This is a genomic window from Stenotrophobium rhamnosiphilum (genome assembly GCF_003052265.1).
In the GTDB taxonomy this organism is placed as follows: Bacteria; Pseudomonadota; Gammaproteobacteria; order Nevskiales; family Nevskiaceae; genus Stenotrophobium; species Stenotrophobium rhamnosiphilum.
This window is the reverse complement of record NZ_QANS01000002.1, coordinates 621,966-648,913: the sequence shown is the minus strand read 5'-3', so window position 1 is coordinate 648,913 and position 26,948 is coordinate 621,966. Positions and strand designations below refer to the sequence as shown.

At 50.1% G+C, this 26,948-nt stretch carries 21 protein-coding genes; 20 read left to right on the top strand and 1 reads right to left on the bottom strand.

The window, feature by feature from the left end; genetic code table 11:
• Positions 1-318 precede the first annotated feature (318 nt).
• The 15 genes from pseB to CJD38_RS06875 all read left to right on the top strand — a co-directional run bounded on the left by pseB (position 319) and on the right by CJD38_RS06875 (position 16,164).
• Entirely contained in the window at positions 319-1,320 is a 1,002-nt protein-coding gene (gene pseB, locus CJD38_RS06945; protein ID WP_107939571.1) for a UDP-N-acetylglucosamine 4,6-dehydratase (inverting), read from the top strand.
• Positions 1,317-2,471 carry a UDP-4-amino-4,6-dideoxy-N-acetyl-beta-L-altrosamine transaminase gene (gene pseC, locus CJD38_RS06940; RefSeq protein ID WP_107939570.1) on the top strand — a complete coding sequence of 385 codons (1,155 nt, stop codon included), beginning with the start codon at positions 1,317-1,319 and terminating at the stop codon, positions 2,469-2,471. Before pseB ends, pseC begins: the two co-directional genes overlap by 4 nt.
• Positions 2,468-3,337: an aldo/keto reductase gene (locus tag CJD38_RS06935; protein ID WP_107939569.1), complete on the top strand. Its 870-nt coding sequence runs from the start codon at positions 2,468-2,470 to the stop codon at positions 3,335-3,337. Before pseC ends, CJD38_RS06935 begins: the two co-directional genes overlap by 4 nt.
• Before the next feature lie 37 nt (positions 3,338-3,374).
• On the top strand, positions 3,375-3,971 hold the full coding sequence (locus CJD38_RS06930; protein WP_107939568.1) for a GNAT family N-acetyltransferase: 597 nt from the start codon (positions 3,375-3,377) through the stop codon (positions 3,969-3,971).
• Positions 3,968-4,723 (top strand): cytidylyltransferase domain-containing protein, encoded by a 756-nt coding sequence (locus CJD38_RS06925; RefSeq protein ID WP_107939567.1) that lies wholly within the window; start codon positions 3,968-3,970, stop codon positions 4,721-4,723. The genes CJD38_RS06930 and CJD38_RS06925 overlap by 4 nt, the downstream gene beginning before the upstream one ends.
• A gap of 82 nt (positions 4,724-4,805) precedes the next feature.
• Positions 4,806-6,092 (top strand): aminotransferase class III-fold pyridoxal phosphate-dependent enzyme, encoded by a 1,287-nt coding sequence (locus tag CJD38_RS06920; RefSeq protein ID WP_107939566.1) that lies wholly within the window; start codon positions 4,806-4,808, stop codon positions 6,090-6,092.
• Positions 6,093-6,101: 9 nt separating this feature from the next.
• Positions 6,102-7,607 carry a UDP-2,4-diacetamido-2,4,6-trideoxy-beta-L-altropyranose hydrolase gene (gene pseG / locus CJD38_RS06915; protein WP_107939565.1) on the top strand — a complete coding sequence of 502 codons (1,506 nt, stop codon included), beginning with the start codon at positions 6,102-6,104 and terminating at the stop codon, positions 7,605-7,607.
• Positions 7,604-8,647 (top strand): pseudaminic acid synthase, encoded by a 1,044-nt coding sequence (gene pseI / locus CJD38_RS06910; RefSeq protein ID WP_107939564.1) that lies wholly within the window; start codon positions 7,604-7,606, stop codon positions 8,645-8,647. Before pseG ends, pseI begins: the two co-directional genes overlap by 4 nt.
• A 38-nt stretch (positions 8,648-8,685) precedes the next feature.
• Positions 8,686-10,044 carry a hypothetical protein gene (locus CJD38_RS06905; RefSeq protein WP_107939563.1) on the top strand — a complete coding sequence of 453 codons (1,359 nt, stop codon included), beginning with the start codon at positions 8,686-8,688 and terminating at the stop codon, positions 10,042-10,044.
• Positions 10,034-11,365 carry an O-antigen polymerase gene (locus CJD38_RS06900; RefSeq protein ID WP_107939562.1) on the top strand — a complete coding sequence of 444 codons (1,332 nt, stop codon included), beginning with the start codon at positions 10,034-10,036 and terminating at the stop codon, positions 11,363-11,365. The genes CJD38_RS06905 and CJD38_RS06900 overlap by 11 nt, the downstream gene beginning before the upstream one ends.
• Positions 11,366-11,402: 37 nt before the next feature.
• Positions 11,403-11,948, top strand: coding sequence for an acyltransferase (locus CJD38_RS18770; RefSeq protein WP_107939561.1), 546 nt, complete (start codon positions 11,403-11,405; stop codon positions 11,946-11,948).
• 123 nt (positions 11,949-12,071) lie between these two features.
• Positions 12,072-13,001, top strand: coding sequence for a phytanoyl-CoA dioxygenase family protein (locus CJD38_RS06890; protein ID WP_107939560.1), 930 nt, complete (start codon positions 12,072-12,074; stop codon positions 12,999-13,001).
• A complete protein-coding gene (locus CJD38_RS06885) occupies positions 13,001-13,774 on the top strand; it encodes an acyltransferase (protein ID WP_107939559.1) in 774 nt (257 codons plus the stop codon). The genes CJD38_RS06890 and CJD38_RS06885 overlap by 1 nt, the downstream gene beginning before the upstream one ends.
• Before the next feature lie 8 nt (positions 13,775-13,782).
• A complete protein-coding gene (locus CJD38_RS06880; RefSeq protein WP_146165938.1) occupies positions 13,783-15,021 on the top strand; it encodes a hypothetical protein in 1,239 nt (412 codons plus the stop codon).
• Between the two features lie 15 nt (positions 15,022-15,036).
• Positions 15,037-16,164 (top strand): glycosyltransferase, encoded by a 1,128-nt coding sequence (locus tag CJD38_RS06875; RefSeq protein ID WP_107939557.1) that lies wholly within the window; start codon positions 15,037-15,039, stop codon positions 16,162-16,164.
• Positions 16,165-16,171: 7 nt separating this feature from the next.
• On the opposite strand, the gene CJD38_RS06870 is transcribed toward CJD38_RS06875, so the two are convergent.
• Positions 16,172-17,506 carry a glycosyl hydrolase family 28-related protein gene (locus CJD38_RS06870; RefSeq protein WP_107939556.1) on the bottom strand — a complete coding sequence of 445 codons (1,335 nt, stop codon included), beginning with the start codon at positions 17,504-17,506 and terminating at the stop codon, positions 16,172-16,174.
• Positions 17,507-17,921: 415 nt separating this feature from the next.
• Here CJD38_RS06870 and CJD38_RS06865 point away from each other — a divergent pair, with 415 nt between their 5' ends.
• The 5 genes from CJD38_RS06865 to CJD38_RS06845 all read left to right on the top strand — a co-directional run bounded on the left by CJD38_RS06865 (position 17,922) and on the right by CJD38_RS06845 (position 26,940).
• Positions 17,922-19,889, top strand: coding sequence for an acyltransferase family protein (locus CJD38_RS06865; protein ID WP_161554180.1), 1,968 nt, complete (start codon positions 17,922-17,924; stop codon positions 19,887-19,889).
• 205 nt (positions 19,890-20,094) lie between these two features.
• Positions 20,095-22,584, top strand: a complete 2,490-nt coding sequence (locus CJD38_RS06860) for an HAD-IIIC family phosphatase (RefSeq protein ID WP_107939554.1) — start codon at positions 20,095-20,097, stop codon at positions 22,582-22,584.
• A complete protein-coding gene (locus CJD38_RS06855) occupies positions 22,585-24,066 on the top strand; it encodes an SDR family NAD(P)-dependent oxidoreductase (RefSeq protein WP_107939553.1) in 1,482 nt (493 codons plus the stop codon).
• The gene (locus CJD38_RS06850) at positions 24,059-25,357 is read left to right on the top strand and encodes a DUF4910 domain-containing protein (RefSeq protein WP_107939552.1); all 1,299 of its coding nucleotides are present in this window, start codon (positions 24,059-24,061) and stop codon (positions 25,355-25,357) included. Before CJD38_RS06855 ends, CJD38_RS06850 begins: the two co-directional genes overlap by 8 nt.
• A gap of 395 nt (positions 25,358-25,752) precedes the next feature.
• Positions 25,753-26,940, top strand: a complete 1,188-nt coding sequence (locus CJD38_RS06845; RefSeq protein WP_107939551.1) for a polysaccharide biosynthesis/export family protein — start codon at positions 25,753-25,755, stop codon at positions 26,938-26,940.
• Positions 26,941-26,948: the final 8 nt, after the last annotated feature.

Here is a 26,948-nt window from a genome sequence, read left to right as displayed (position 1 = left end):
TTGTTTTAAATCATGATTTAAAAGGATATTTGTTGGGTTACAGGGATGGTGGCAGCAAGATGTTCTCGGTCGAAGAGAAATGTAACTTGAGGTGTATAGCGCCATTTACGTTATTTTTATGCGAGCTGTTTATAATATGTGTCAGTAGAAGAAGCATATTTCTGACTAATTTTAGGTTCAAAACGACCAATTTTTTTTAGAGATTTGAGCTTCTGAAGTTTTTCTCTGGTGTTTCGATCTTGGCAGGCAGTATTTGGTAACTTGCCTCGAGGAAAATTCACCTTATCTATATTGAATTATCTGAAGGTATGGAATTGCATGTTTAATGACAAAGTTGTTCTTATTACTGGCGGTACCGGATCTTTTGGAAAGAAGTATTTAAAAACAATCTTGGGCGGTTATAAACCCAAGAAAGTGATCATTTTCTCGCGAGATGAGCTAAAGCAGTTTGAGATGCAGCAGAATGGTGAACATCCTGCTGTGCGTTATTTCATTGGCGATGTGCGCGACGGCGAGCGGTTGCGTCAGGCGATGAAAGGCGTTGATTTTGTAATTCACGCGGCAGCCCTCAAGCAGGTCCCAGCAGCGGAATACAATCCCACTGAATGCATCCGCACCAATATCTATGGGGCGGAAAATGTTATCAAGGCTGCCCTTGAGTGCAACGTCAAGAAAGTTATTGCGCTTTCTACAGATAAAGCGGCCAATCCTATTAACTTGTACGGCGCGACCAAGCTTGCCTCCGACAAGTTATTTGTCGCAGCAAATAATATGGCTGGCGGGCACCAGACAATCTTTTCGGTCGTGCGATATGGAAATGTTGTTGGATCGCGTGGATCGGTCGTCCCGTTTTTCAACAAATTGATTGCAGAGAAAGCAGATCATCTTCCGGTTACTGATGAGAAGATGACTCGCTTTTGGATCAGCTTGCAGCAGGGCGTCGATTTCGTGCTTAAGAATTTTGAGCGTATGCACGGCGGCGAAATTTTCATCCCTAAAATTCCTTCAGTACGCATTGTCGATTTGGCAAAGGCAATGGCGCCTGACTTGCCTATCAAGCTGGTCGGCATTCGTCCGGGTGAAAAGCTGCACGAAGTAATGTGTCCTGCAGATGACTCACATCTCACTTTGGAATTCGATGATCACTATGTGATTAAGCCGACAATTAAGTTCCACCACAGCGATGTTGATTACAGCGTCAACAAGCTTGGTGAACTGGGTAAACCAGTGCCATTTGGATTTGAATACCAGTCTGGCAGCAATCCTAACTTCATGAACGTTGAGCAGGTCGCTGCCTTCAATCAATTCGCCGAAGCATGATTCCGTACGGCCGCCAAGATATTAGTCAGGAGGACATTGACGCTGTTGTATCGGCGTTGAAGTCTGACTGGCTGACTCAGGGGCCTGCTGTCCCTGAATTTGAAGCTGCGTTCGCTACGTACTGCGGAGTTGCGGAAGCTGTTGCCGTTAATAGTGCGACCAGTGCATTGCATATCGCTTGCATGGCACTAGGCTTGGGGCCCGGGGATTGGTTATGGACTTCGCCGCTTACGTTTGTGGCCTCCGCGAATGCAGGGCTCTATTGCGGTGCTAGTGTCGACTTTGTTGATATTGATCCGGTCAGTTACAACTTAAGTGTTTCGGCTCTCGCGCAAAAACTTTCCGACGCTGAGAAGATCGGACGGTTACCCAAAGTTTTGGTTCCGGTGCATTTCACAGGGCAATCCTGTGAAATGCGTGAAATTCGGCAGCTCGCTGATCAATATGGATTCAAGATTATTGAGGATGCGTCACATGCGGTTGGAGCTAACTATCTAGACGGCAAGGTCGGCAACTGCGAGTACGCGGATATCTGCGTATTCAGTTTTCACCCAGTGAAAATCATCACTTCCGCTGAAGGTGGCATGGCGCTTACGCGTAGCCAAGTACTTGCTGAATTAATGCGTAAACTCAGGAGTCATGGGATTACGCGAGATCCTGAGCAAATGACCCAGGATGCAGATGGTCCTTGGTATTACCAACAGCTGTCGTTGGGCTACAACTATCGGATGACTGACATTCAGGCTGCTTTGGGATGTAGTCAGCTTCGACGGATAGACGGTTTTGTTGCACGTAGACACGAAATCGCTGATTTCTACGATCATCAGTTGCGGGAATTGCCAATCATATTGCCGACCCGATTTGACTACGGGCGTTCAGCTTTGCACTTATACCCTGTTCAGATCAGAGAAGAGTCCGGCAAAACACGTCGCCAAGTATTTGATGGCCTGCGTGAGCGAGGCATCGGCGTGAATGTTCACTATATTCCGGTTCATACGCAGCCTTACTATCAGCATCTCGGATTCAAGGACGGAGATTTTTCTGAGGCTGAAAAGTTTTACGCGCGAGCTATTAGCCTGCCAATGTATCCAACTCTGACCGATAAAGATTTAACAAAAGTCGTTGCTGAAGTGAAAGCCTCTCTGTCATGAAATTAGCTTTGGGCACTGTTCAGTTTGGACTCGCTTATGGCGCGTTCAATCGCAATGGTCAAGTGACTGAGAGTGAGACTGCCAACATCTTGGAGCGTGCCAAGGCAGCCGGCATAAATTTGCTTGATACGGCGCATGCTTATGGAAACAGCGAATCAGTGCTCGGATCGCTGGACGCAGCAAGTCGTTTTCGCGTTGTTACTAAGTTGCCTGCATTGAACGATGATCTGGCGAACCGCGCGACCGAACTCTTTTCTGAGAGCCTGAGACGGTTACGAGTGCAGCGCGTATATGGATTGCTGCTTCATCGTGCGGCGGACTTGCTCGGCCCCAATGCAGACGATATTTGGAAGAAATTACAAGATCAGCGAGAGCGGGGATTCGTACAACGCATCGGATTTTCGGCCTATGGCCCGACTGAAGCGCTTGAGGTTTTGCGACGTTATCCAGTCGAGCTAATTCAGCTGCCATTGAATGTATTCGATACTCGTCATATCGATAGTGGACTGCTGGAGATTTGTAAGTCTCGCGGAATCGAGGTGCATGCTCGATCCATATTTCTTCAAGGTTTTGCCATCGGAAATCCTGCAGAACTTGTTGGGCATCTTGCAAAATATCGTGATGTTCTAGAGCGTTTTCAAGCACGCTGCCGCGATCTCAAGTTGACTCCTATGCAGGCTGCTTTGCGTTTTGCGCTCGACTTGCCGCAGGTTGATCAAGTTGTGATTGGCGTAGAGAGCTGCAAGCAGTTAGAAGAGATTTTGACTGCGACCCGAGCGGAGCCTTTACCCACTTCTGCGTTCAAAGATTTGAATAGTGACGATCTTGCACTTGTCGACCCATCGTTATGGGCGGCAAAAGCTTGAGTGCAAAGATTAAGAGCCAATTAATCAGGAACAACTGATGACTGAAATGCAAAATTACCACTATAGCGAGCGGCTCTACATTCGTCCTTTGACTGAGGACGATTGCAATGATCGTTATCTGTCTTGGTTCAAAGATCCAGAAGTCACCCGCTTTCTTGAAGTACTAGATTTAACCCGCGAAGACTCAATACGCCATCTTAAGGAGGGCTTAGCAACGCAGTCATATTTTATGTATGCGTTGTGCACTAGAGATGGTGATTTGCATATCGGCAACGTCAAGATTGGGCCAATAGTTAGAAAGCACGGCGTCTCTGATTACTCGCTAGTCATTGGTGATCGCGCGTATTGGGGAAAAGGGTACGCGTCTGAAGCCACAGCTTTAAGTACGCGCGTAGGATTTTCCGAGTATGGAATCCGAAAGTTCAGTGCGGGCCCATATTCTGATCACTACGGGTCTATGCTCATGCTCCTCAAGGCGGGTTGGGTACTTGAAGGTACGTTGCGGGGTCAGCTCGTAAGGAACGGAAAAGTCTTAGACAAGCTTTGCTTGGCTTACTTCAACCCTGAATATTCGCCAACCGGTGAAGATGAGGCGTCAGTCCAAAAGACTGTTGATGGCCCAGAGCCCAAATGATTCTTGCGATTCTACAAGCTCGTCTTTCTTCAACCCGATTGCCAGGTAAGGTGCTGCGCCCTATTTTGGGTAAGCCGATGCTCATGCTCCAAATAGAGCGACTGCGTCGAAGTCGGAAGATTGATCGACTACTTGTAGCTACTAGTTCTGAAGCTAGTGATGATCCGTTGGCGCTGGTCTGCGCTGAATTTGGCGTTGACTGTTATAGAGGTAGCCTGACAGACGTACTTGATCGTTATTGCAAGGCTGCTGAGCCCTATGCTCCAGAGCATGTAGTGCGACTAACAGGTGATTGCCCACTTGCAGATCCAGACATCATTGACCAAGTGATTTCGATGCACCTGAGTAATGGCAATGACTATACAAGTAACACATTAAATCAGAGTTTCCCTGACGGCCTAGATGTTGAGGTAGTCCGTTACAGTGCTTTGGTTGAAGCGGGTGCCAATGCCAAAATGGTCTCAGAGCGTGAGCACGTTACGCCCTTCATCTACAAGAATCCGCAGATATTCAAGCTTGGGGAGTTCCGCTCAATTCAGGATCTTTCGGAGTTGAGGTGGACGGTTGATGAATTGGAAGACTTCGAACTAGTCAACGCTATATATGAAGCGTTGTATCCACTGAGAGCAGATTTCTCAACTGAAGATATTCTGCATTGGCTACAACAGAATCCTCGTTGGAAATCCCATAACACGGATTTTGAACGCAACGCGGGCTATAAAAAATCGCTCATTCAGGACAAGGCAGTTTAGCGTTCAGGCACAGATATTTTTGAGCCAGTGGCAGTTCTTCTAAGCATAAATTTGAATTACGAATTCTGTAAGGTTTAATACGATGAATAGATACAAGAAATCAGAAGAGTTGCTCGCACGCGCGCTAGCGGCGATGCCGTTGGGATCGCAAACTTTCAGCAAGAGCAAAACTCAATACCCATTGGGGGTTTCGCCCTATTTCATGGTGCGTGCCAAGGGATGTCGTAGTTGGGACGCCGATGGAAACGAATATATCGATTTCATTAACAGCCTTGCTGCCGTTACATTGGGCTATAACGACGATGACGTTACTTCTGCGGTAAGTAAGCAATTGCAAGACGGCGTGATTTTTAGCTTGCCGCACCCGATCGAAACATTGGTTGCAGAAAAAATCATTGAGATGGTGCCGTGCGCTGAAAAAGTCCGCTTTGGCAAAAATGGATCGGATGCGACTGCTGGCGCAATCAGATTGGCGCGTGCTTATACCGGTCGCGACCGAGTGGCTGTCTGTGGTTACCACGGTTGGCAGGATTGGTATATCGGCAGTACCGCACGCAATCGTGGCGTGCCGAAGGCAACTAGCGATCTGACGCACACGTTTGTTTATAACGATCTTGCAAGTTTGGAAAAACTATTAATTGAGTACCCGCAGCAATTCGCAGCGGTAATTCTCGAGCCTATGAACGTAGTAGAGCCGAGCAAGGGATTCCTGGAAGGTGTAAAGACGCTGGCGCATCGCTATGGCGCTCTATTGGTGTTTGACGAAACCATTACCGGATTCCGTTATGCCAATGGCGGCGCTCAAGAATATTTCAATGTGACGCCTGATCTGGCGACTTTTGGCAAGGGGCTCGCGAACGGATATCCGGTTTCTGCTGTGGCAGGGCGTGCCGATGTTATGCAACTGATGGAAGAGATTTTTTTCTCTTTCACTTTTGGCGGCGAGACACTATCTCTAGTAGCCGCTCTTGCAACCATGCAGAAATTGCAACGTGAACCTGTAGTCGAGCAGATGTTTTTGCAGGGAACAAAATTACTTCAAGGACTGAATGCGCTGATTGATAAGCATGGAGTTGCTCATATAGGTAAGACCGCGGGTCATCCCACATGGAGCTTCTTCCTGATCAATGATGCCAACGGCTACTCGTCGTGGGAAATCAAAACACTTTATCTTCAGGAAATGTTTGCTCGCGGAATTCTGACCCTTGGCAGCCACAACATTAGTTATTCGCACGGTGACAGTGAAATTGCGGCGCTGCTTAGTGCCTACGATGAAATCTTGCCAATCTTGAAGCGGGCTGTGGATGAAAAGCAGATGGGCGAGTTGCTTCGTTGTTCTCCGCTTCAACCGCTGTTCCGCGTACGCTGATTCTTCAACATGCGCATTGCCATAAGAGTCGACGCCTCAGTCTCCATTGGAACGGGACATGTAGTGCGATGTGCGACTCTGGCCAAGGCTTTGCTCAAGCAGGACCAAGGCGTCGAGCTTTCATTTATTTGTCGTGAGCTTCCCGGCGATCTAGTCAATTGGCTTCGGACGCAGGGATTTGTTGTTCATGCGCTGCCGACTCCGAATGATGTTGCGGAGTCATGGAATTCGATTCCTGAGCAGATTGACGCAAATCAAACTGCTGATGTTTTGAAGAAGGCTGGCTACGAACTGGATTGGTTAATTGTTGACCATTACGGACTTAGTGCAACTTGGGAGCAGGCTCTGCGAATTTCGGCTGGGCAGATCATGGTTATTGATGATCTCGCGGATCGCAAACATGATGCCGATATTTTGTTGGATCAGAATTTCTTTCAGACGATTGAGCGCCGCTATCAAGGTTTGCTGCCGGCTAAATGTAGGCAGCTTTTAGGGCCTAGGTATGCACTGTTGCGGGATGAATTTTCAGCTCTACGAAAGCTCGAAAAATCTGTTTGTAAGGGTGCACGAAAGATTGTAATTTCATTCGGTGGCTCAGACGCAAGCAATGAAACTACCAAAGCACTCGATGCTTTGAATTTGGTAGGGCTGGAAGATATTGAAGTCGATGTGATTGTCGGCGCATCTAATTTACATCGCGATCAAATTGCTTCTAGGTGCGCTGCCGATGTGCGCATGCGATTTCATTGCCAGACAGACCAGATAGCCAATATTTTCTGGAATGCAGATTTGAGTATTGGTGCTGGAGGCACTACCACTTGGGAGCGATCTGCCCTTAGGTTGCCGAGCATTGTGATCTCTATTGCTGAAAATCAAGAGAAGATTTCGGAAGACCTTGCCAAGACAGGCGCTATTCTTTACCTCGGACGTAGTCAGGATGTGACTGTCGAGACACTTAGCCACATCATCAGTACGGCGTTGCATTGTCCAGAGCTCTTGTACGCGTTATCGGATCATTCAGGCCGTATCGTTGATGGTAAGGGTGCAAAGCGTGTGGCGCTGCACATGCTTGGTGAGGGAATATCGTTGCGCCGAGCCACGGCAGCTGATGCATTGGCGACCTATGAATGGCGTAATAGTCCAGAAGTCCGGCGCTATTCGGGTAATGGCCAGGAAATCCAACGAGTTGATCACGAGCGCTGGTTTTTAGCCCTGCTCTCAGATCCCAACAGGGCACTTCTGATTGGCGAAATAGATGGTCGAGCTATCGGAGTGCTTAGATTTGATGACCTGATGTCCACAGAGACAACTGTCTCTATATATCTGGTCCCAACCGAGCTTAGTAAGGGTTATGGCCCTCTATTGTTGCGAGCCGGGCAGCGCTGGCTTACTGCTGAATACCCGAAGCTCCGTTGGATCATTGCCAAGATACATGTAGACAATACGCCCTCAGTTGCGGCATTTACTGAAGCTGGCTACAGCGAATATCAATACGAATACCGGTGTGAATTATGAAGATTGGAAATTTTGTTGTTTCAGCAGGCAATAAGCCCTTTGTTATTGCGGAAATGTCTGGGAATCATAACCAGTCCCTAGAGCGTGCAATTGAGATTGTGGATTCGGCGGCCAAGGCTGGTGCACATGCCCTCAAGATACAGACCTATACCGCAGAAACCATGACTCTTGACCTTGCCGAGGGTGAATTCTTTATCAAGGATAAAGATAGTCTATGGCAGGGCACTTCGCTTTTTGATTTGTACAAGCAGGCATATACCCCGTGGGAATGGCACAAGCCAATCTTTGATCGTTGCCGTGAGCTTGGCATGATCGGATTCAGTTCTCCGTTTGATGCTACAGCAGTGGATTTCCTTGAGACACTTGATGTGCCGGTTTACAAGATCGCGTCTTTCGAGATTCTTGATTTGCCGCTGATTCGAAAATGCGCAGCCACTAGGAAACCGCTCATCATTTCGACCGGGATGGCAACAATTGGTGAAATTCAGGACGCGGTGGACTCTGCGAGGGGAGCAGGTGCAAGCGATATCATCCTGCTGAAGTGCACCAGCACTTATCCTGCGGCAGCAGCAAATACCAATATCATTACGATCCCTCATCTTCGCCAACTTTTTGGTTGCGAGGTTGGATTGTCAGATCACACGATGGGTATCGGTGTGGCGGTTGCGAGTGTTGCACTCGGTGCTAGCGTCATCGAAAAACATTTCACTCTAAATCGGGCCGATGGCGGTGTGGACTCTGCTTTTTCGTTGGAACCAGAGGAGTTGACGGCCCTGGTTGTTGAAACTGAACGAGCTGCGTTGTCACTGGGGCAAATCAGCTATGGCCCGACTGATGCCGAGAAAAAATCACTCCAGTTCCGCAGGTCGATGTACATTTCCGAGGATGTTAAGAAGGGGGAGCCTTTAACCGTCGATAACCTTCGTTGTATCAGGCCAGGGGGCGGGTTGCCGCCAAAGTTCTATGAATTACTTCTGGGCAAGTCGCTAAATCGCGATGTAAAAAAAGGCACCCCTCTGAATTGGGATTTGCTCGCTTGAGTCGGCACACATTTGCGCCTAGGCCTAGGTAGTTGCGGATGAAAATCCTGTTTATCGAGAATCGGCAGAAAACATGGTTCTGGGAGCTGATTGCCGAGCGCCTGGAACAGTTCGGTCATCAGGTTGCGTGGCTGGTGCAGAACCCGCTATTCAGCCCCGGTGGCCGGAATGTTTACCGCATCCATTTCCCGAGTGAAAGCGAGCTGGTGGCAACGGCCGATCCCTGGTTCCAGCCCATTTCCGCAAGCGACAGGAATACCAACTATTTTGCTGGCAACACTACTCACTATGAGTATTATCGCCGGAAGATAGCGGAGGTCCTGAGTGATTGGGCTCCCGATCTTGTCATAGGCGAGGTGGCATTGTTCCATGAACTCATCACTGCGCACTTGTGCCGTGATCGAGGCATTCGTTATGTGCATCCAGTTGCGGCGCGCTACCCGGCAGGTCGATTCTTCATCTGTGACTACGACACGCAAGAAGTGCACTGCGGCAGTGGTGACGAAATGACCGCGGAGGATGCATCGGCGCTTGCCGAATTGATCTCCACTCGCTCAATAGTGCCGTTCTACATGAATATGGGTGGACGGTTGACCAGGGCAAAAAAAGCCTTGCGGCTGAGATTGGAGCAAGCCAAGGTGTTAGCGGGCTGGTGCATGGGAGAGCGCTATAACACGCCCTCTCCGCAGGGAAAACTGGCCTTGGGTGCCAAGGTCAAGGCAAACCTTGCAAGTTGGGATCGGCTGGCGGCGCTCCCGCCGCGTGGAGCCAAGGTGATTCTTTACCCTCTGCAGTTGCAGCCGGAAGCCAATATCGATGTATGGGGCAGACCTTACCGGGATCAGGTCGGATTGATTCGCCGGATTTCCGAACTGGCCGGGGATGGCGTAGTTGTAGCGATAAAGGTCAATCCCAAGGCCAAGTATGAAGTTTGCGAGGAGCTGCTCAAGCTTAGTTCGCCTGCGATCACTTTGCTCCCCAAGAATACCAGCATGGAAGATGCCTTGAATCGCTGCAGTGGAGCGATTACGGTTTCTGGAACCATTGGCTTGGAGGCAGTATTTGGAGCAGCCAGGTGTTTCTCGCTTGCGCATCCCATCATCAACAGCCAGTTTCCGGAATTTGCGGTTGCGAGCCTCAATGACGCGATCGACAGGATTCTTCGATCCGAGGAAGGGGGCAGGGGTAATGCAAAATTAGGCGCAAATTTGATTAGCTCAATGTACAGGCAGTCTTTTCCCGGCATGATTAGTGACCCCGTGTCCTATCCCGAAGCCATTGCTCGACAGAATCTGGATCTAGTTGCGGCTGCACTGCAGCAGGCGTGTCTTGGCGGGCGGACGATGTTGACCGCCATGCAACAAGACTCATCCGGGGGGCAGGAAAATGCTCTATAACCCGGCAGGGCTGGCAATCGCCGGGATGGGCTTCTATCTACTGCTTTGGGTATTGGCCCCGGTGCATCTGGATGCGCCGCTTTCGTTTGGTGGTTTGGCTTTTATATTCGCCTGCTACGTTTTTTTTATTGCAGGCTGTGTTCTGGGCAACAAGAAAAGAACCACGCTCGCGCTGTATCGGCAGATGCCACAGCTGCGTGGCGATATGTCTTCAAAGGTCTTCTGGATCATCTGCGTCATAGGATTGATTGGGGCATGCCTGAAGGTTTATGACCGTTACTTTATTCGCGGCATATCCTTGGGTGCAGGTTTGTTCGACGCTAGAGAGGAGTTGAATGACGCTGCCTCGGGTCCGTTTTCGGTGATCGCGGGCCTGCTCTATCCCTTCAGCCTGATCCCACTGATTGTTGATCTGTCGATATACAGGGTGAAGCGCCTGAGGTTTAGACGTGTAGTTGCGGCGCTGCTGTTTATTTTCCCCGCGGTTGATGCGCTGTTGTTGCTCTCGCGCTCGCAGATGCTGGTTTCTGGATTGCTGATCTATCTGCTAATCAGCCATGCAGTACATGGCGGACGTCTGATCGTACGCAAGATGGTTTTGGTGGCAGTGGGTATTCTGGCGTTCCTAGTAACGCTTTCCGCCGTGGTTTTCGCGACTCGCCTTGAAGGCATGGGGCATGACCTTGCATACAGCATCCTCAACTCTGGCTACGCTTTCACAGTGCAACCCAGTGCAAATCTATTGGCCTATATTGAGCAGAGTGGGAGTTATTTTACTGGTGCCCTGCTGACCGTGACTAACTTCAGCCAGTATTTGCTGCACGGCATTCCTGAATTCTGCTTGTTATGGGATCGCGGTGATTCCCAGTTGTTTACCTGGGGTAGCCAGTTCTTCTTCCCCTATGTCAAAACACTGAATATCCTGCAATTGGCAAATATCCCGATTCCCGAGGCTGAGGATGTCTACGTGCGGGCTGGGATATTCACCAGCTTTTTTGGGCCGTTATGGGCGGATTTTGGATATTTTGGCCTGATATTCATGCTGCTGTTTGGCTTCCTTGCTGCAAGGGCATCCAATGCCATGATCAATGGCAATGTTTATGTGACGCCGCTGTATCTCTACATGGCGTTGATTATCCTGATGATGCCTACGGTCAATTTATTCATCGGCGCTCAAGGCATATATGCCATCAATGCTTTTATCGTGTTTATCCTGATTTCAAAATTTCCTGGAACGAAAATGACTCCGCGGCTGGTCGCTATGGCAACACCCTCGGAACAGGATTTGACCGTTCAGGATGCGCCGCGGGCGCATCCCTGAATTTATCTGAAACCCTATCGTTGGCAGCCCTCAATTTATGAGCAAGTCTCTCGCAATCCAGATCAAGTGTATGGAATCCGTTCTTGCCGGGCACGGGCCGCTAAGATGGTTGTTGTTGGGTGTCGAGAAAATTTTAAAAAAGGTCATGTGGGTATACAGTCGCCTCAGGTTCCGTGCGCTGTGTCCAACGGCTGGACAGGATTCGGTATGTCATTGGAGCGTTGAGATCAAGTATCCGGAACGGCTTGAGATTGGCAGAGGGGTGGTGATCGGACCTGAGACAACCCTTGGTGCCGCAGGCAAAATCATCCTGGAGGATCGCGTCAGGATTTCAAAGGGCGTATTCATTGAAACCGCAGGCCTGATATTCGATGGAAATCCACCATATCGCCACCACACGCGTCCCATCGTTATACGCAAGGGCGTCTGGCTGGGTGCCCGTTCCATGGTGTTGAGCGGGGTGACTATTGGCGAATATGCTGTTATTGGCGCTGGCGCTGTGGTGACTCGGGATGTGCCACCTTATGCTGTCGTTGCCGGGAACCCGGCAAAAGTTGTCAAGACTTTCCAGAAGGCTGAATGACGATATCGCTTCTGATGCTGGTGGCATTCTGTTTGTCTTGAAGGTGCAGCGACATGACTGAACGAGTAAATATGGAAAAAGTAAAGTGTGCTGTGGGGAAAATGTGCACAGAGTAATAGTGGCATGAGCCTATCCTCAAAAATGCGGCATCTGCGCCTCGTGTGGCGGGATTTTCGATGGTGGCGTTTCTATCTGCAAAGGAGCGTTATTGGCCCCGTCAGCCGCCGGGCGGTTACTCGTTTAATGGCGCGTTTCCGGCCGCCGCATGCTTTGAAGGCAGAGATTTCGCCAAATGTTGGTCAGGCTCTACAGGCGTTGCTCACTTCGGGATTGGTCAGGCTGCGTGACATGCTGAGCGCGGAAGATTGCGATGCCCTGATGGAGTATTTCCTGCGGCATGAAGTACGGGACGCCTACCGTCCCGAAAACGGGAGTTTCCTGCCGGATAGCGAACGTCGACACCCCTTGAGTCATGTGGCACATCATCAGGCCCGGGACATCGTTTTGGCGCCAAGACTGCTGGCCGTCGCAAACGATCCGGAAATCCTTGATATTGCAGGTCGATACTTGGGATGCAAACCCACGCTGGCTTATCTTGCAGTGTGGTGGAGCTATCCTACGGAAATAGGCGCCCAGCAAGCGGAAAACTTTCACCGCGATGTCGATGACTGGCGGTTTTTAAAGCTGTTCGTATGCTTGAGCGATGTTGGTCCCGACAATGGCCCGCACAAGTATGTGACGAATTCTGTTGAAAGCGAAAAATTACGTGAGATTCGCCGGTTTACAGACCAGGAAGTTGAGAGCGTGTTTGGGATCGAGAACATTAAATGCCTGACTGGGCATCCCGGCCAGGCGTTTCTTGAGGACACGTTTGGCATTCACAAGGGGCAGCCAGTGAAACAGGGCAGACGACTGATGTTCCAAGCGGTTTACAGCATGTACTCGCTGCCATATGGCCCTGGAAAACCTGTGGCGACCTTGAGGGAGCTTGGTGAGTATGCTCCCGGTATCAAGGTTGATCCTTGGATCAATCGTTTTTACTTTTGCCAGTGATGCGAAAGTCTCCAAAAAAACTCCTTACGGCTTTGGCTGCCGTGCTGCTGCCTTCGTTCTTCCTGCGGCCCGTTTTACGTTTGCTAGGGCATCGTGTCGCGGCGTCCGCTCGCATCGGGTTCTCCCTGCTGTGGGTGGATAAAATCTGTCTTGATCAGCACACGCGAGTCGGGCATCTGAACCTGTTGGTGGTCAAGCGCTTGGTGCTGCGGGAGCGCGCGTACATCGGTCGCCAGAATGTGGTTCTCGGCCCGATTTCCATTGATCTGGCGCCACAAGGTGCGATCGGTAACGCAAATAAGATCGTGCGAGGACGGCAGGGTTTGGTGACTAGCGGGCCTTCGCGCCTTTATTTGGGTCGCGTGGCCAAGATTACTGGCGGGCATCGAATCGATTGCACCACTAGCATCAGCATCGGCGATTACTCGACGATTGCTGGTGTGGGTTGTCAGGTCTGGACGCATGGGTACGTTCACGATACTTCGGGTCCTGGCCGCTATCGGATCGATGGAAAAGTGTTCATTGGTGACAATGTTTACATCGGTGCTGGGTGCATCATCAGCATGGGCGTTCGCATCGGTAACGGCGTCATTGTCGGTGCGGGTACCACCGTTGCTCGTGACCTGGATGAGCCGGGGCTCTATGTTTCCGCGGCGATCCGCAAGTTGCCACGCCCTGCTTCCCCTGAATCGCGCGCCGATCTCCAGTCGCTTGCTGATGCTGGGTTGTGCGAACGGGTTTATAGGAAGATTCCAAAATGTCAGGAGCAATGAGGAGGCTATTGCCCATCCTCCGTTACCTGGCGATTTTCGGAGTTGCCCGGGGCACCTTGTTTATTGCCCCGCTTGTGCTCGCCAGCGTCTTGCCTGCGACTGAGTACGGCATTCTTGAGTGGGCATACGCCACCGCGGCCGTATTGGTCAATGTGGTGACCTTGGGAACCGCGGGTCTTGTGCCAGTGGTTATGGTCGGAACCTCGTTGCCTGGAGTGTCCATACATGGCATTCGTATCCAGCATCTGGCAGTTGTGATGCTTTGCGCAGGCACTGTTCTGGCAATGCTTGGTGCGCGGGCGGAAGTATGGCAAGTGGCTTTGCTCATCGGCGTTCTTGCGCTGCAAGGACTGCGCAGCACGCAGGCAAAGTCTGATGGAAGGGCGAACGCTTCCCTGTTAACGGACGCTAGCCTATTCGGAACCATGGCCGTGGCTGCAGTACTTGCGCGTTTGCTGATGCCACAGCAGACCGGTGTTGTGGTTTGGCTCGCTGCTTCTGCCTGTGCCTTGGTCCTTGGATCGAGCATGGTGGCGGGCATTGGCAGGCAGGAAATAAGTCAAGGTGTCAAAGACTGGATCCCCACCTTGAAGGCAGGGGTGCCACTGATGCTCACAGGCCTTGTGGCCACGCTGGTGGCTTCTGCGGGGCGCTTGGGAATGGGCTGGTTGTCTGATCCCGTAATGACCGCCAGTTATTCGGTCTTGTCACGCGGGGCAGCGTTACCAATCATTGCGCATCAAGTCATACTCGTTGCACGATTTCGCAATGTATTTGTTGAAGAAACGGCGAATCTCGAGAACATCTTGCTGGCAATTATAGGTCTTGTTACGGCCAGCGCGTGCGCGGTGTGGATACTCAGTCCTTGGCTGGCGTGGATGCTAGGCCCCAGCTTTGCGAATGCCGTCGCGACCTACCGGGCGGAGTTCCTGTGGGTGCTCAGCCAGGCGATTCTCTGGTCGGCGATTGCTCTGAATGATCTGGTCAACAACCGGTTCGGTACTGTAGGGCGTGTGCTGAAATGGAGTATGCCGGCTTTGTTTGCCATGCTGGCGATAGGCGTCTGGGTGATAAAGAGCCTTGGAGTTTCGGTGTCTGCATTTGTGAAAGTCCACGGGATGATCATGCTGACTTTCTATCTGGTGCAGATCATCACCATGCGATCACAGGGCATCAAGCTCAAAAAATTATGGTCATTTACGGTGGGCGCTTACTCCTTTCTTGCCCTCTATGCGTGGCTTTCCTGAGCATTTAGATACGTTATGAAGATTGTCCACCTAGGAAAATTTTATCCTCCGGATACTGGAGGCATTGAAAGTGTGACGCAAGTTCTAGCTCAGGGGCATGCCGGGCTTGGGCACGATGTTGCTGTCGGATGCTTTGCGCGCAATGCGTTGGTGCCCGCGATAATGGACGGAGTAATGGTTCATCGCTTTCCAATGGACCTTTTTTGGGCATCGCAGCCTGTGGGCTGGCGGTATGTGCGTGAGGGGCTGCGCATGGCGCGTGCTGCTGATGTCGTACACGTCCATGTGCCCAATCTTCTGGCCAGCCTGATGACTTTATTTGTCAGCAAGCGTCCACGCGTAATCGTGCATTGGCATAGCGATGTGGTGAACAAGGGGTGGTTTGGCAAGGTGGTGCGCCCACTGGAGCGTGCAATGCTGCGCCGGGCTGATGCCGTGATTGCCACGTCTCCTCCATATCTGAATCAGTCAAAGCTTCTGCAATATGTTCGCGACAAGGTACGCGTTGTTCCCATTGGCATCCCGTTGCCCGACAGTCTTGGTCTGCGTCCTGCGCTGGCGAATACGTTTGACCAATTTCTAAGTGGACGCAAACTGATTCTGAGTGTCGGCAGGCTGGTGCCATACAAGGGCTTCCAGCATTTGGTCGATGCCGCTGCTGCGATGCCTGATGACGCGGCCGTGATCATCGCCGGCAATGGCCCCCTTCGTTCAGCGTTGCAGGCCCAGATCGACGGCGCAGGCGTAGGCCGTAAAATTTTACTGGCCGGGCGGGTTTCTGATGAAGAGCTATCGGCCTTGCTGGCTCACGCGCATGTTTTTTGCCTGCCGTCGGTAGAGCGTTCAGAGGCCTTTGGCGTCGTTCTGCTGGAAGCGATGTGCCGTGGCATTCCGTTGATAGCGACTCGGATCGAGGGCTCGGGAACCTCCTGGGTCAATCAAGATGGTGTATCTGGCCTTAATGTAGCGACAGGGGACGCACCGGCTCTTGCTGTTGCCTGTTCAAGGATTTTGCAGGATAGCCAGTTGCATCAGTTGCTGAGCGAGGGTGCACGACAGCGATTCCACGCCACGTTTTCAGTTGCACGTTTCATAGCCGATACCGAAAAACTTTATATCGAAACTCTGGCTCAGCGGGACTGAAACGCGATCATTCCTTGCTGGAATTCGGCAGTGCATCCCACTTGCCTTTCGAGACCCAGCCTTCAGCCCCATCCTGAATAATGAAATTCTGACGCTTATTGAAGTCAGCGCGGTCGTATCCGATGTATTTGTGGATCTTGGCTTTCCCCCCAGTCTGATCGGAAACAAGATTGCCGATGATGGTAATGTCCTGGACATTAGCGGTGTTGGCCCAGCGGAACAGAGTGAGATCCCCCGTAGCTCCGACGCGAAATACATTGCGCTCAAAGGTGATATTTTTTGCCGCAGCCTCAGCGCCGTCGTTGGCGAGGACAATGGATTCCTTGGGAGTTGTTTCCTCGGTTCCCCAGCTTCTGAAGATGAAACGATTGTCGTGGATGTGGCCCACTGCTAGGCTGTTGATATACAGATGCGCTGATTTCGCAAAATCGAATTCGCAGTTGAACACATCTATCCTGGCGATGCTGCCGCGCAATTGGCCGATCGTGAGATGTGCCTGCTCTCCTGGAGCCACTCTTTTGTCGTTGAAGTATCCGCTCCCTTGAAATGAGCAGGTGTCGAAGGTGTGTCCGGCTGATGTGACCAGAGCTGCGCCTTGGGCACAGAAGGAAAAACCACAGCGAGTCCACCGCCACGCAGGGTTGCCGATAAACGCGCCGCAGTAGCCCTTGCCACCCAGGTATTCGAAAGCACTGTCCTCGACTGTGACTATGGAACTGGTAAAGTCAGGATTGCTATTGATATTCAGATCGACGCGACCATAGATTCCGTGTCTGCTGAACTTGGTGATCCTGCAGTTGCGAATCCTTGCGTAGTACCAACCTAGGATATCGAGCGCATCATGATCCTTGGCGCCACCTTTTTCGCCAGAAAAATCAATCCCCTCGATGCCGCCGCCCCAGTAGAATGTTGTACTGACCGGGCCGTTGACAGGCACGCCGCGTACTTGCAGCAACGGGCCCTCTTGTACATAAGAAAGAATTCGTGTGGTGACGTACCCGGCGCCTACTATCCATATTCCAGACGCCCGTGAATTTCTTGGATTGATCCAGCGAAGGGTTTTAGTGATTTTGTAGCTGCCTGGGTCAACCAGTATTTCCCCTCCTGTCGGCGCTACCTTGTCGATCGCGGCTTGGAATGCAGCGGTGTCATCTGCATTGCCATCTCCGACTGCACCCAGTTCCTTCACGCGGATGACCACGCTTGAGCGTATTGGCGGCTCGTTGGAACCCGCATCGTTGCCAACGCTGGAGGCCAGTGCGGAATCCGGGACTAATCCAGAGGCAACTGCGCTGGCTCCAAGCAGGAATTTTCGGCGGGACATTTTTGATGGATTTTCCATGGCCTTCTCTGGATTGCGTCGAATCCAAAACCGTGGTGAGTGACGAGGCTATAGATACGAGTGCCTTAATCTAGCTGCTTGTCGCAAACTATGTGCGCTTTATTCCAGCAATTGCTTGGGGAGCTTCGCACTCAAGTGTGAAGAGATGCCGACTCGTGAGGTGTGTCCCCGCACGAGACCTTTCAGGAGCCCCAGGGGAATGCTAGATTCGCAAACTATTTATTTGAGTTTGGCCAGCATATAGTAGGAATTCTCAAGTGTTCAGCAATATTGAATAAATCGCATCGATTATTGCAATTTAATGTTTTTTATACTGCCGCTTTTAATTAAAATAAATCGTGGGTAGCTTGCTGGTATTTCAAGAAGTCAAACTATAGAAATGCCTAACTCAGAAACGCGAAATAAGGGTATTTCTATGCGTTATCGTGCAGATGTTGATGGTTTACGCGCAGTAGCTATTTTGCCGGTAGTACTATTTCACGCTGGCATTGATGCGTTCAGTGGTGGGTATGTTGGAGTTGACGTTTTTTTTGTTATATCAGGGTATCTGATAACGTCCATATTGCTGAATGACTTGCATTCGGGTCGCTTTTCTATTGCATCTTTCTATGAGCGTAGAATTCGTCGCATTTTCCCTGCACTGTTTGGAGTTTTGCTTTTTACTATTGTTGTTGCGAGTGTAATTTTTACTCCTGCATATTTTAAGGAGTTTGGACAAAGCGTTATTGCAACAACACTGTTTTCGTCCAATATTCTTTTCTGGACCCAAGCAGGCTATTTTGATGGCCCAGCTGAGATGAAGCCATTGCTTCATACTTGGTCGTTAGCGGTTGAAGAACAATTTTATATTTTCTTACCGTTATTGCTCTGGGGCATTTATAAGTGGGGGAAAAGCCGTTGGGCCTTGTATATCCTCCCGCTTTTGCTTGTTTCCTTGCTTCTGAATATTTTTTCTGTACAGCACTATCCGACGGCGGCATTCTTCCTTGCGCCAACGCGCGTATGGGAGTTATTGCTGGGTTCCATGATTGCGCTTTCGATAGTTCCTCCGATAACTGGTCAGGCTCTACGCGAGGTAGCGAGCTTGCTGGGTTTCGGAATGATTGCATGGTGTACGGTAGCTCTGACAGATCAGACCCCATTCCCGGGTGCGTATGCGCTGTTGCCATGCATTGGAGCTGGACTGATTATCCATGCTGGCGCTGAAACCCAGCCAGCAATAAATCGGCTTTTGGCCAGTCGGCCATTGGTGCTCATCGGTTTGATTTCGTACTCGCTTTACCTTTGGCATTGGCCTCTGATTGTATTTGCCAAATATCTGAATATAGATCCATTGCCGACTTGGGGAGCAATCGTGCTAATTGGCCTCTCTGCCCTCATTGCAACCATCTCCTGGCGATTTATCGAGGCCCCCTTCAGAAAGAAACAGCCTGGGATGAAGCGCAGGGCCCTATTCATCTCTGCTCTTTCATGCATGGGCTGCGCTTTAATCGTTGGATTATCTGCTTATCTCTCGGATGGCTGGAGGGGAAGATTTTCGGATGAAGTAAACGCGTTGAATTTCCCGTACGCTGACCTCCGGGTTAACGCACATGGCTGCAACAAGGGAGTTTCGGTCAAGAAAATCGAAGCGGGCCACGCATGTTTGCTAGGCAATCTAAATGCGGAAAAAACTACGGTTGCGCTCGTCGGCGATAGCCATGCCGCGATGCTTTACGAGGTGTTTGATGAAGCGCTCCGATCCAGAGGATTGAAGGGAGTATTTTTCAGCGCAAATCGATGTGTACCCCTATACGGAGTCGTGTCTTACATCAAGAGCGATTGCACGGAAATCGTGAAGGCTTATTATGATCAAATCGCTGCATCATCAGATCAAGTTTTAGTTTTGATGGCATCTGAATGGTCGGAATACGCGACTGGATATCGATTGGGTGAAAGAACCCGGTACTACTTGGACGACTTATCGCGGGAAACGTCTGTCGCAGAAAATGAGAGAACGTTCAGGCGCGGATTGCAGCGAACCATTGAAAAGCTCCCAGGGAAAAAACTTGTCATTATCGAGCCTGTTCCAGAACAGCTTTTTTCCAATCCTGACCTGCCACGATATGTATTTTTAGGTCGAGAGCCTCCGCGGCTATCTCCAGAGATGTATCTGGAAAGAAATGCTGTTGTACGCGACATATTTTCGAATGCGCTTGTGAGTTCAGCTCAAAGTCTGACGCTGCTGGATCCTTCAAAGTATCTTTGTGACTTGCAGCAATGCTATGCCATGCATTCCGGAATGCCGTTATATTTTGACGACAATCATTTGACTAGATTGGGCGCAAACTTGCTTCGCCCGCTTATTGATCAGGCCTTGAATAAGGTGTCGATAAACCGGTGAATTCCAATTACGGCGCCTGTCGCGTTACCTTTATTCATGGCAATCAAGAATTGGGAGTCGTCGTCGCCCATTTCCATGTGGTTTGAAGAAAAGTTATTGAAGATTCATTGCTCTAACGAATGTGGACTTCCATGGTGCGGTGAGAGAGGCGCTGGGGATAGTTTAAGTTAAGGCATTGTGCTTCGAGATGTAATTAAGGAACGGTATGCGCCAACAAATATTAGATGCATTGCGGAGCGTGCTGAGTGGGACGCCGCGTGTAGCGGTTATTCATTCGTCTATTGCCAGTCTGGCGCCGCCTGCCAGCTTTGAGTGCTGGGAATTCCTCTATGGTTTGGAATGCCTGATCAAGGAAGGATGGACAATCGCCTTGCCCGCGTTCACTTTCAGTTTTTGTGGCGGGCGCCCGTATCAATGTCAGGACAGTCCATCAGAGGTTGGAGTGCTCGCCGATTGGCTTTTGAAGGCTAATCCAACGGCTATACGCACTCCTCATCCTATTTATTCTTTTACTGTTGCGGGGCCCGCAGCCCAAAGAATTGGCGCATGTGCGGCCTCTACTACCTTTGGCGACGATTCGCCGTTTGCGCTTTTTGAGAGCGAGGACGCAGTCATTGTCATGCTTGGATGTGGTTGGGAATATTGCACCCAGTTTCATCGTTATGAAGAAATGGCCAAGGTGCCATATCGGTATTTCAAAACTTTTTCAGGCCGAGCGGACCTTGGAGATGGTCATGGCGAGCGCAGTGTGTCGGCTGATATGTTCGTCAGGAAATTGGAAGCCAATCCAATTAATGACTTTATGCCCGCTATCGGGCGATTGAGAGAAGAAGGGGCAGTGCGGTCGGGTGTGCTATGGCGTGGTCGCGTGGAAGCTGTTAGCGCCTTTGATCTTGCCAGGGTCTGCACTTCCATGGTTGCCGCTGACCCTTATGCGTTTGTTACAAATCGTGCAGACGTTGTTCACGCCCTGGCTAATTCTTCGCAGATGCTTCGTCAGCCGGTGGTACGCATCGCGCTGCTAGGTAGTTCCAATGTTCATATGCTGGAGACGGCCCTGGCTTCTGATTGCAAGAAATTTCTTCTTGACCGGAACGTCGAAATCTATGCCGTGCCCTACGGTCAACTGAGGCAAAGCTTGCTGGACACTGAATCTCCACTTCATGGATTCAAACCACAGGTTTCATTTTTCTGTGACCGTGTAGAAGATTTGGCTGGGCAGCCGACTTTGGATGGCATGTCTCACGATATGCTTGGCCAATTGGTAGACCAATATGCTGAGCTTATTTCCGCTTACCATCAGTCCAACGGTAACTGGATAGTCGTGCACCGCTTTGCAGTTCTGGGGTATCTGGCGGCAGAAAGTGATGGCCGCATGGCCGCAGACCTGATTAGTCAGTTGAATGCGCGCCTTGGGCAACGTCTAGCTGGGCTGGCGCAAGTGCTTTGGGTCGATATTGCGGCTGAGGCCGCATGCAGCGTCGGGCCAGTTACAGATACTAGACTCTGGTATCTCGGCCGTTTCCCATTTTCAGAGCGTTTCGCCTCGCAACTCGCGAAGCGATGGTTGGGACTGATCAATACGATACTGGGTAAATCTGCAAGGCTCATCGTCCTCGATCTGGATAATACCTTGTGGGGTGGGGTGCTAGGTGAGGATGGCTTTGCAGGGGTCCATATTGGTGGCGATTATCCAGGTAACGCCTTCTTGGCCTTCCAACGTAGTTTGAAATGTCTTTCGGAGCGTGGAATTGGCCTCGCAGTTTGCAGCAAGAATGATGAGGATCTTGCGCTTAAAGCCATCGACGCCTTGCCGGCGATGCAAATTCGATCTGAAAATTTGCTTGCCCATCGTATTAATTGGCAGCCAAAATGGATAGGCATAAGCCAGATTTGCGAAGAATTGAATATTGGATTGGGTTCAGTCTTGTTTGTTGATGACAATCCAGTAGAGCGCGAGGGCGTGCGGCGCAATTTACCGGAGGTCAAGATACTGGATCTTCCTGTTGATCCTGCAATGTATGTGCAGGCTCTGTTGACTTCGCCCTGGCTATCAGCGGCTAGCGTGACTGCTGAAGATATGAAGAGAGTGCAGAGTTACAAGAAAAGGCAAGCACTCAATCAGCACAAGTCATCATCGGCCAATCTTAATGATTTCTACGAAAGCTTGGGGCTCAAGCTTTATTTCCAAGGTTTAAACGATGGAAACATGGCCCGGGCTGCGCAGTTATGCCAAAAAACAAATCAGTTCAATACTACTACGCGGCGCCATGACCAAAGTAATCTTTGCAAGATTGTTGCTGATGGTGGTGACGTCGTTGTTCTAGGATCGGAAGATCGGTTCAACGAGTTTGAAAATATTGGCTTGCTCATCCTGCAGCGAGACTCGGAACATGATAAATGCGGATTTGTAGATAGCTATCTCTTGTCTTGTCGCGTTCTGGGCCGAGGCCTTGAGACGGCTGTGCTGCAATGGGCTATTGCGCGTTCAGCTAAACGCGGCTGGGAAACCTTGAAAGGTTTGATTATCGAGACCGAGAGAAATACACCCGTTCGAAGTGTATTCCTTGATGCTGGTTTTGAACGAGGACAAATTGAAGGTGAATGGATATCGGCAGCAAATGGCTCGGCGAATTTTCCTTCGTGGCTGACGGTTGTTGATCGATTTACTGAACAGAGTGCAGGGCCTACCTAAATGAAAAATAATCATCCCCTATCATTCTCGATCGATTCTTTTAAGGTTGGAGACTATGTCTCTTTTGAAAGAGTTTTTACTTGCGAGGATGCAGAGTTTTTTAGGACGTTAAGCGGCGATGAAAATCCGCTTCATTATGATCAGGATTACGCTCGCGATACGGAATTTGGCAAAACCATAGCGCCACTCCAATTAACTCTTTTGCCTTTATCCATGATTGCCGGGATGATTTTCCCAGGTGAACCATCACTGATTCTTGGACAAGAGGTGCGAGCACCTCACCCGATTTTCTTTGGTGAAGCCATTTGCTACTCGGCTCGCATTGAAGCTATCAATGCGAGCCACAGGATTTTGACAATCCGGATTTTGGCTCTGCGCGGGAATCAGGTATTGATTGATTCTCGCCTGCGAGTTCAAGCGCGCGTTGCGGAGTGGCACACACCATCCGCGCTGGCTATACAAAGAAGCACAACCGGCAGATCGGTTGTTATTACAGGGGGCAGCGGTGAAATCGGCAGGGCGATCGCCTGGTCCCTTGCAAAGGAAGGTTGGCAAATTTTCATTCATGATCGCGGGGTATCAGCTAATCGCGATCAACTAATCGCGGATTTATCTCGAATAAACGCGCAAGTACGGTTCATCGATGCTGATTTGACCAATGCGAAAGGCCGCGAGAAGTTGGCCACTGAGTTGAGCAAAATTCCTGCTCTCGATCTGGTCGTGCATGCGGCTTCACCGGGCGTTACGGCGTCGGTTGAAGATTTGATTTCTGTAAATTTCTCCGCACTAAAGGAAATTATCAGCGCCGTAACCCCGGTGTTTTTGTCGAGACAAAGTGGGACTGTTGCGTTCATTGGATCAAAGTCCATCGAAGTATCGTTGCCCGGATGGGAAGCCTATTCTGGTGCGAAAAGCATGGCAGTCAACTTGATAAATGGCATGGACCGGAGTTTTTCCAACTATGGAGTGCGTGGGCTCAATATCTTGCCTGACATGGTGCTGACGGAATTCTCAAAGGATTTTCGAGGCGATCAGGCCATGCTTTTGCCCCAGGAAGTTGCCGTGGCTTTGCTGGATGTCTTGCGAGACCGTGAAGTTTCAGAGAATACGGTGATTATCGAACCAGGAAAGATTGTGCGAGGGCGGGTTGGTTTTCATGCAACTGCTGCGGCAGTAATGGCGGTGAAGGTGTCATCCGGAAATGTGGGCGCATCTGTCAAAGCAGAGCAAAAAGAATTGCAAGGGTCTATTGATTCGATAGTGCGTGAAATTTTACGTCTTCCAGCCGACTATGATGTCGGAAATGCAGCTTTGGGTGTGACACCAGGTTGGGACTCGCTCAAGCATCTTGAATTGTTGCTGGCAATTGAATCATCGCTGAAGATTCATTTTGCTTCTTCGGAAATGGCCCTGCTCAAGCGATTCTCTGACCTTGATGCATTGTGCAGAAGTAAAATCAACGCTGGAAAAGCCAATGAATAATTTTTCTTCTGCAAAAGACTCCGGCAATGAGATGTATCAACTGGCCAGGGACTTGTTTCCAATCTGCCGCAGTATCACTGGAGATGGAGTGCGGCAAACCCTGGCTGCCCTCGGCGCGCAGTTGCCAGGGTTGAGACTCCATGAGGTGCCTTCGGGAACGCAAGTATTTGATTGGACGGTTCCTGAGGAGTGGAATATTCGCAGCGCGCGTCTGCTTGGGCCTGATGGTCAAGTTGTTGTTGATTTTGCTGATCACAATCTTCATGTGGTTGGATATTCAGAGCCGGTAGATATTGAGCTTTCACTGGATGAATTGCAGGAACATTTGTATTCATTGCCAGATCAGCCCGACGCAATTCCTTATGTCACTTCCTACTACAAGCGGCGATGGGGTTTTTGCTTGACGCACCGGCAGCGTGAAGGATTAAAGCCTGGCCAATATCGCGCGGTAATTGACAGCTCCCTGGAGGCTGGCTCCCTCACTTACGCTGAACTGTTGCTTCCCGGTGAGAGTAAGCAGGAAATATTGGTTTCCAGCTATGTTTGTCACCCTTCAATGGGGAACAACGAGTTATCAGGGCCGGTGGTTACAGCGTGGTTGGCGAAATGGTTGACGCAAACCAAGCGACGCTATTCGTATCGCATTGTTTTTATTCCAGAGACTATTGGCTCTATTACTTATCTCAGCAAGAATCTTGCGGCCATGAAGCCGGTAACCATCGCAGGCTTCAATGTTTCTTGCGTGGGTGATGATCGCTGCTATTCATTTCTTCCAACTCGCAATGGAAAGACCGTGGCTGACAAAGCAGCCAAACATGTCCTCAAGCACATTGCCCCGGATTTTATTTCGTATACCTATCTGGATCGTGGTAGCGATGAACGGCAATACAACGCCCCTGGCGTTGATTTGCCAGTCTGCTCAGTGATGCGATCCAAGTATGGACAATATCCTGAGTACCACACCTCCCTCGACAATCTCGATCTGATTTCGCCGACAGGGCTTGCCGGTGCCTTGAACGCACTGCAATTGTGTCTGACCTGTCTGGAAAACAATGAGACGCTCAAGGTAACGGTTCTTTGCGAGCCCCAGCTTGGCAAGCGCGGCCTCTATCCCACAATCTCAAGTCGTGGGTCAGCTGCAGCAGTTGCGAACATGATGCATATGCTTGCGTACTGTGATGGCAGCCGGGATTTGCTTTCAATTGCTGAAACTATCGACTGTCCAATGTGGGAATTATTAGATGCGGTTAAAAATCTGAAGCAGCATGGCTTGCTGGAAGTCGTTGGCTGAGTTTTAGTGCGATGCCCCTGTGATGGGGCAGGTAGCCGAATGATTTTGGAGCCCAATCCTCTTGACTGTGGGGCGAATACCCCATCTGTTGCCTTGTCACATATTAAAAATTATATGCATGATAATTTATTGAGCATTTAATCGGATCTTAAATTTCTGTAAAATCATTGACTATTCAGATAGTTGCAAAATAATGATTAGTCATTCTGACTCTCATATATGGATTTGCGCAATGACAGATGCATACGGCGTGCATTTAAAAACTAATCTGATTAAGCATGCGTGAAAATGTTTTACAATCATGTGTAATAACTAAAGTTTAAAAACAGCCCGCTTCTGATCACTTTAAAAGTGGCTTTTTGGGGCACGTGGCCTGCCATGTTTGGGGAAATCTTATGAATGCTGCACGAATAATATTGATTGGCCTGTCTGCCAGTGTAATCAGTGGTTGCGCGCTGCCTGGGCTGCAATACCGCGAAGGCGGCAGCTCGGTCTGGAAGGAGCAGGGCAACCAGTCTGGTGCAGATGTTCAAATTAAAGAAATTACGCCCAGCCTGACTTTGCAATTGGCTCAGGATGCCTTTCAAAAGCATCAAGCTAAATTGGGGGCGGTGGTGCCCACTACTTATGCTCAACGTTCTTGGGTTTATCGCGTTGGCGTTAGCGACATTCTAAGCGTCATTGTTTGGGATCATCCCGAGCTGACCAATCCCGCCGGTACGACAATGAATGTCGATAGCTCTGGTCGCGTCGTGCGACCAGATGGCACGATCTACTTTCCTTACGCGGGCGATGTGCTAGTTGCTGATAAAACTACAACAGAAATTAGAGAGCTTTTAACGCAGAAGCTCGCGCGTTCTGTTCAGAACCCTCAAGTTGATATTAAGGTTTTGCAGTATCGAAGCCAGTTTGTAAATATCGTTGGCGATATTGATCAGCCGTGCAAATTGCCAATCAGCGACACGCCGATAACGGTTGTCGATGCGATGAGTCAATGCAAAGTTACTCGTGCAGCTTCTGCGGGCGCTAATGACAACTCGCTTTATGCCCATCGTGATATCGAATTTCGTCGTGGAGAAGTGCGCCGAAATGTCGATCTCTTTGCCATTTATAAGGGGCAAGATCCCTTAAGTTCTCAGCCTTTATTGGGAGGCGACACGATCTATCTCAAGGATAATCGTCAGAACCGTGTTTTTGTCGTGGGCGAAGTTAATCGGCAAGCAGCAATTTATATTCCTGCTAGTGGCCTGAGCTTGGCGGACGCATTGAATGACAGAGACATTGGCGGCCTGAATCAGCAAACTGCCAATGCGGAAAATATCTACGTTTTTCGTGGTGGATTTACAACTGGCGAAAGTAAAAACGGATCCGCTGTTCAGGCAGTGGCGCAGCCCGATATTTTCCATCTCAACGTAAAATCTGCAGATGCATTGTTGGTAGCGGATCAGTTCCAACTGCAACCACGTGACGTCGTTTTTGCCTCGGCCGCACCGTTGGTTAGCTACAGCCGTACTGCGGCGCTAATTATCCCCTCTATTTCCGCATTGCTTCAGACCGGTATTTTGATCAATGCCACGAGGTAGTGGTCGCC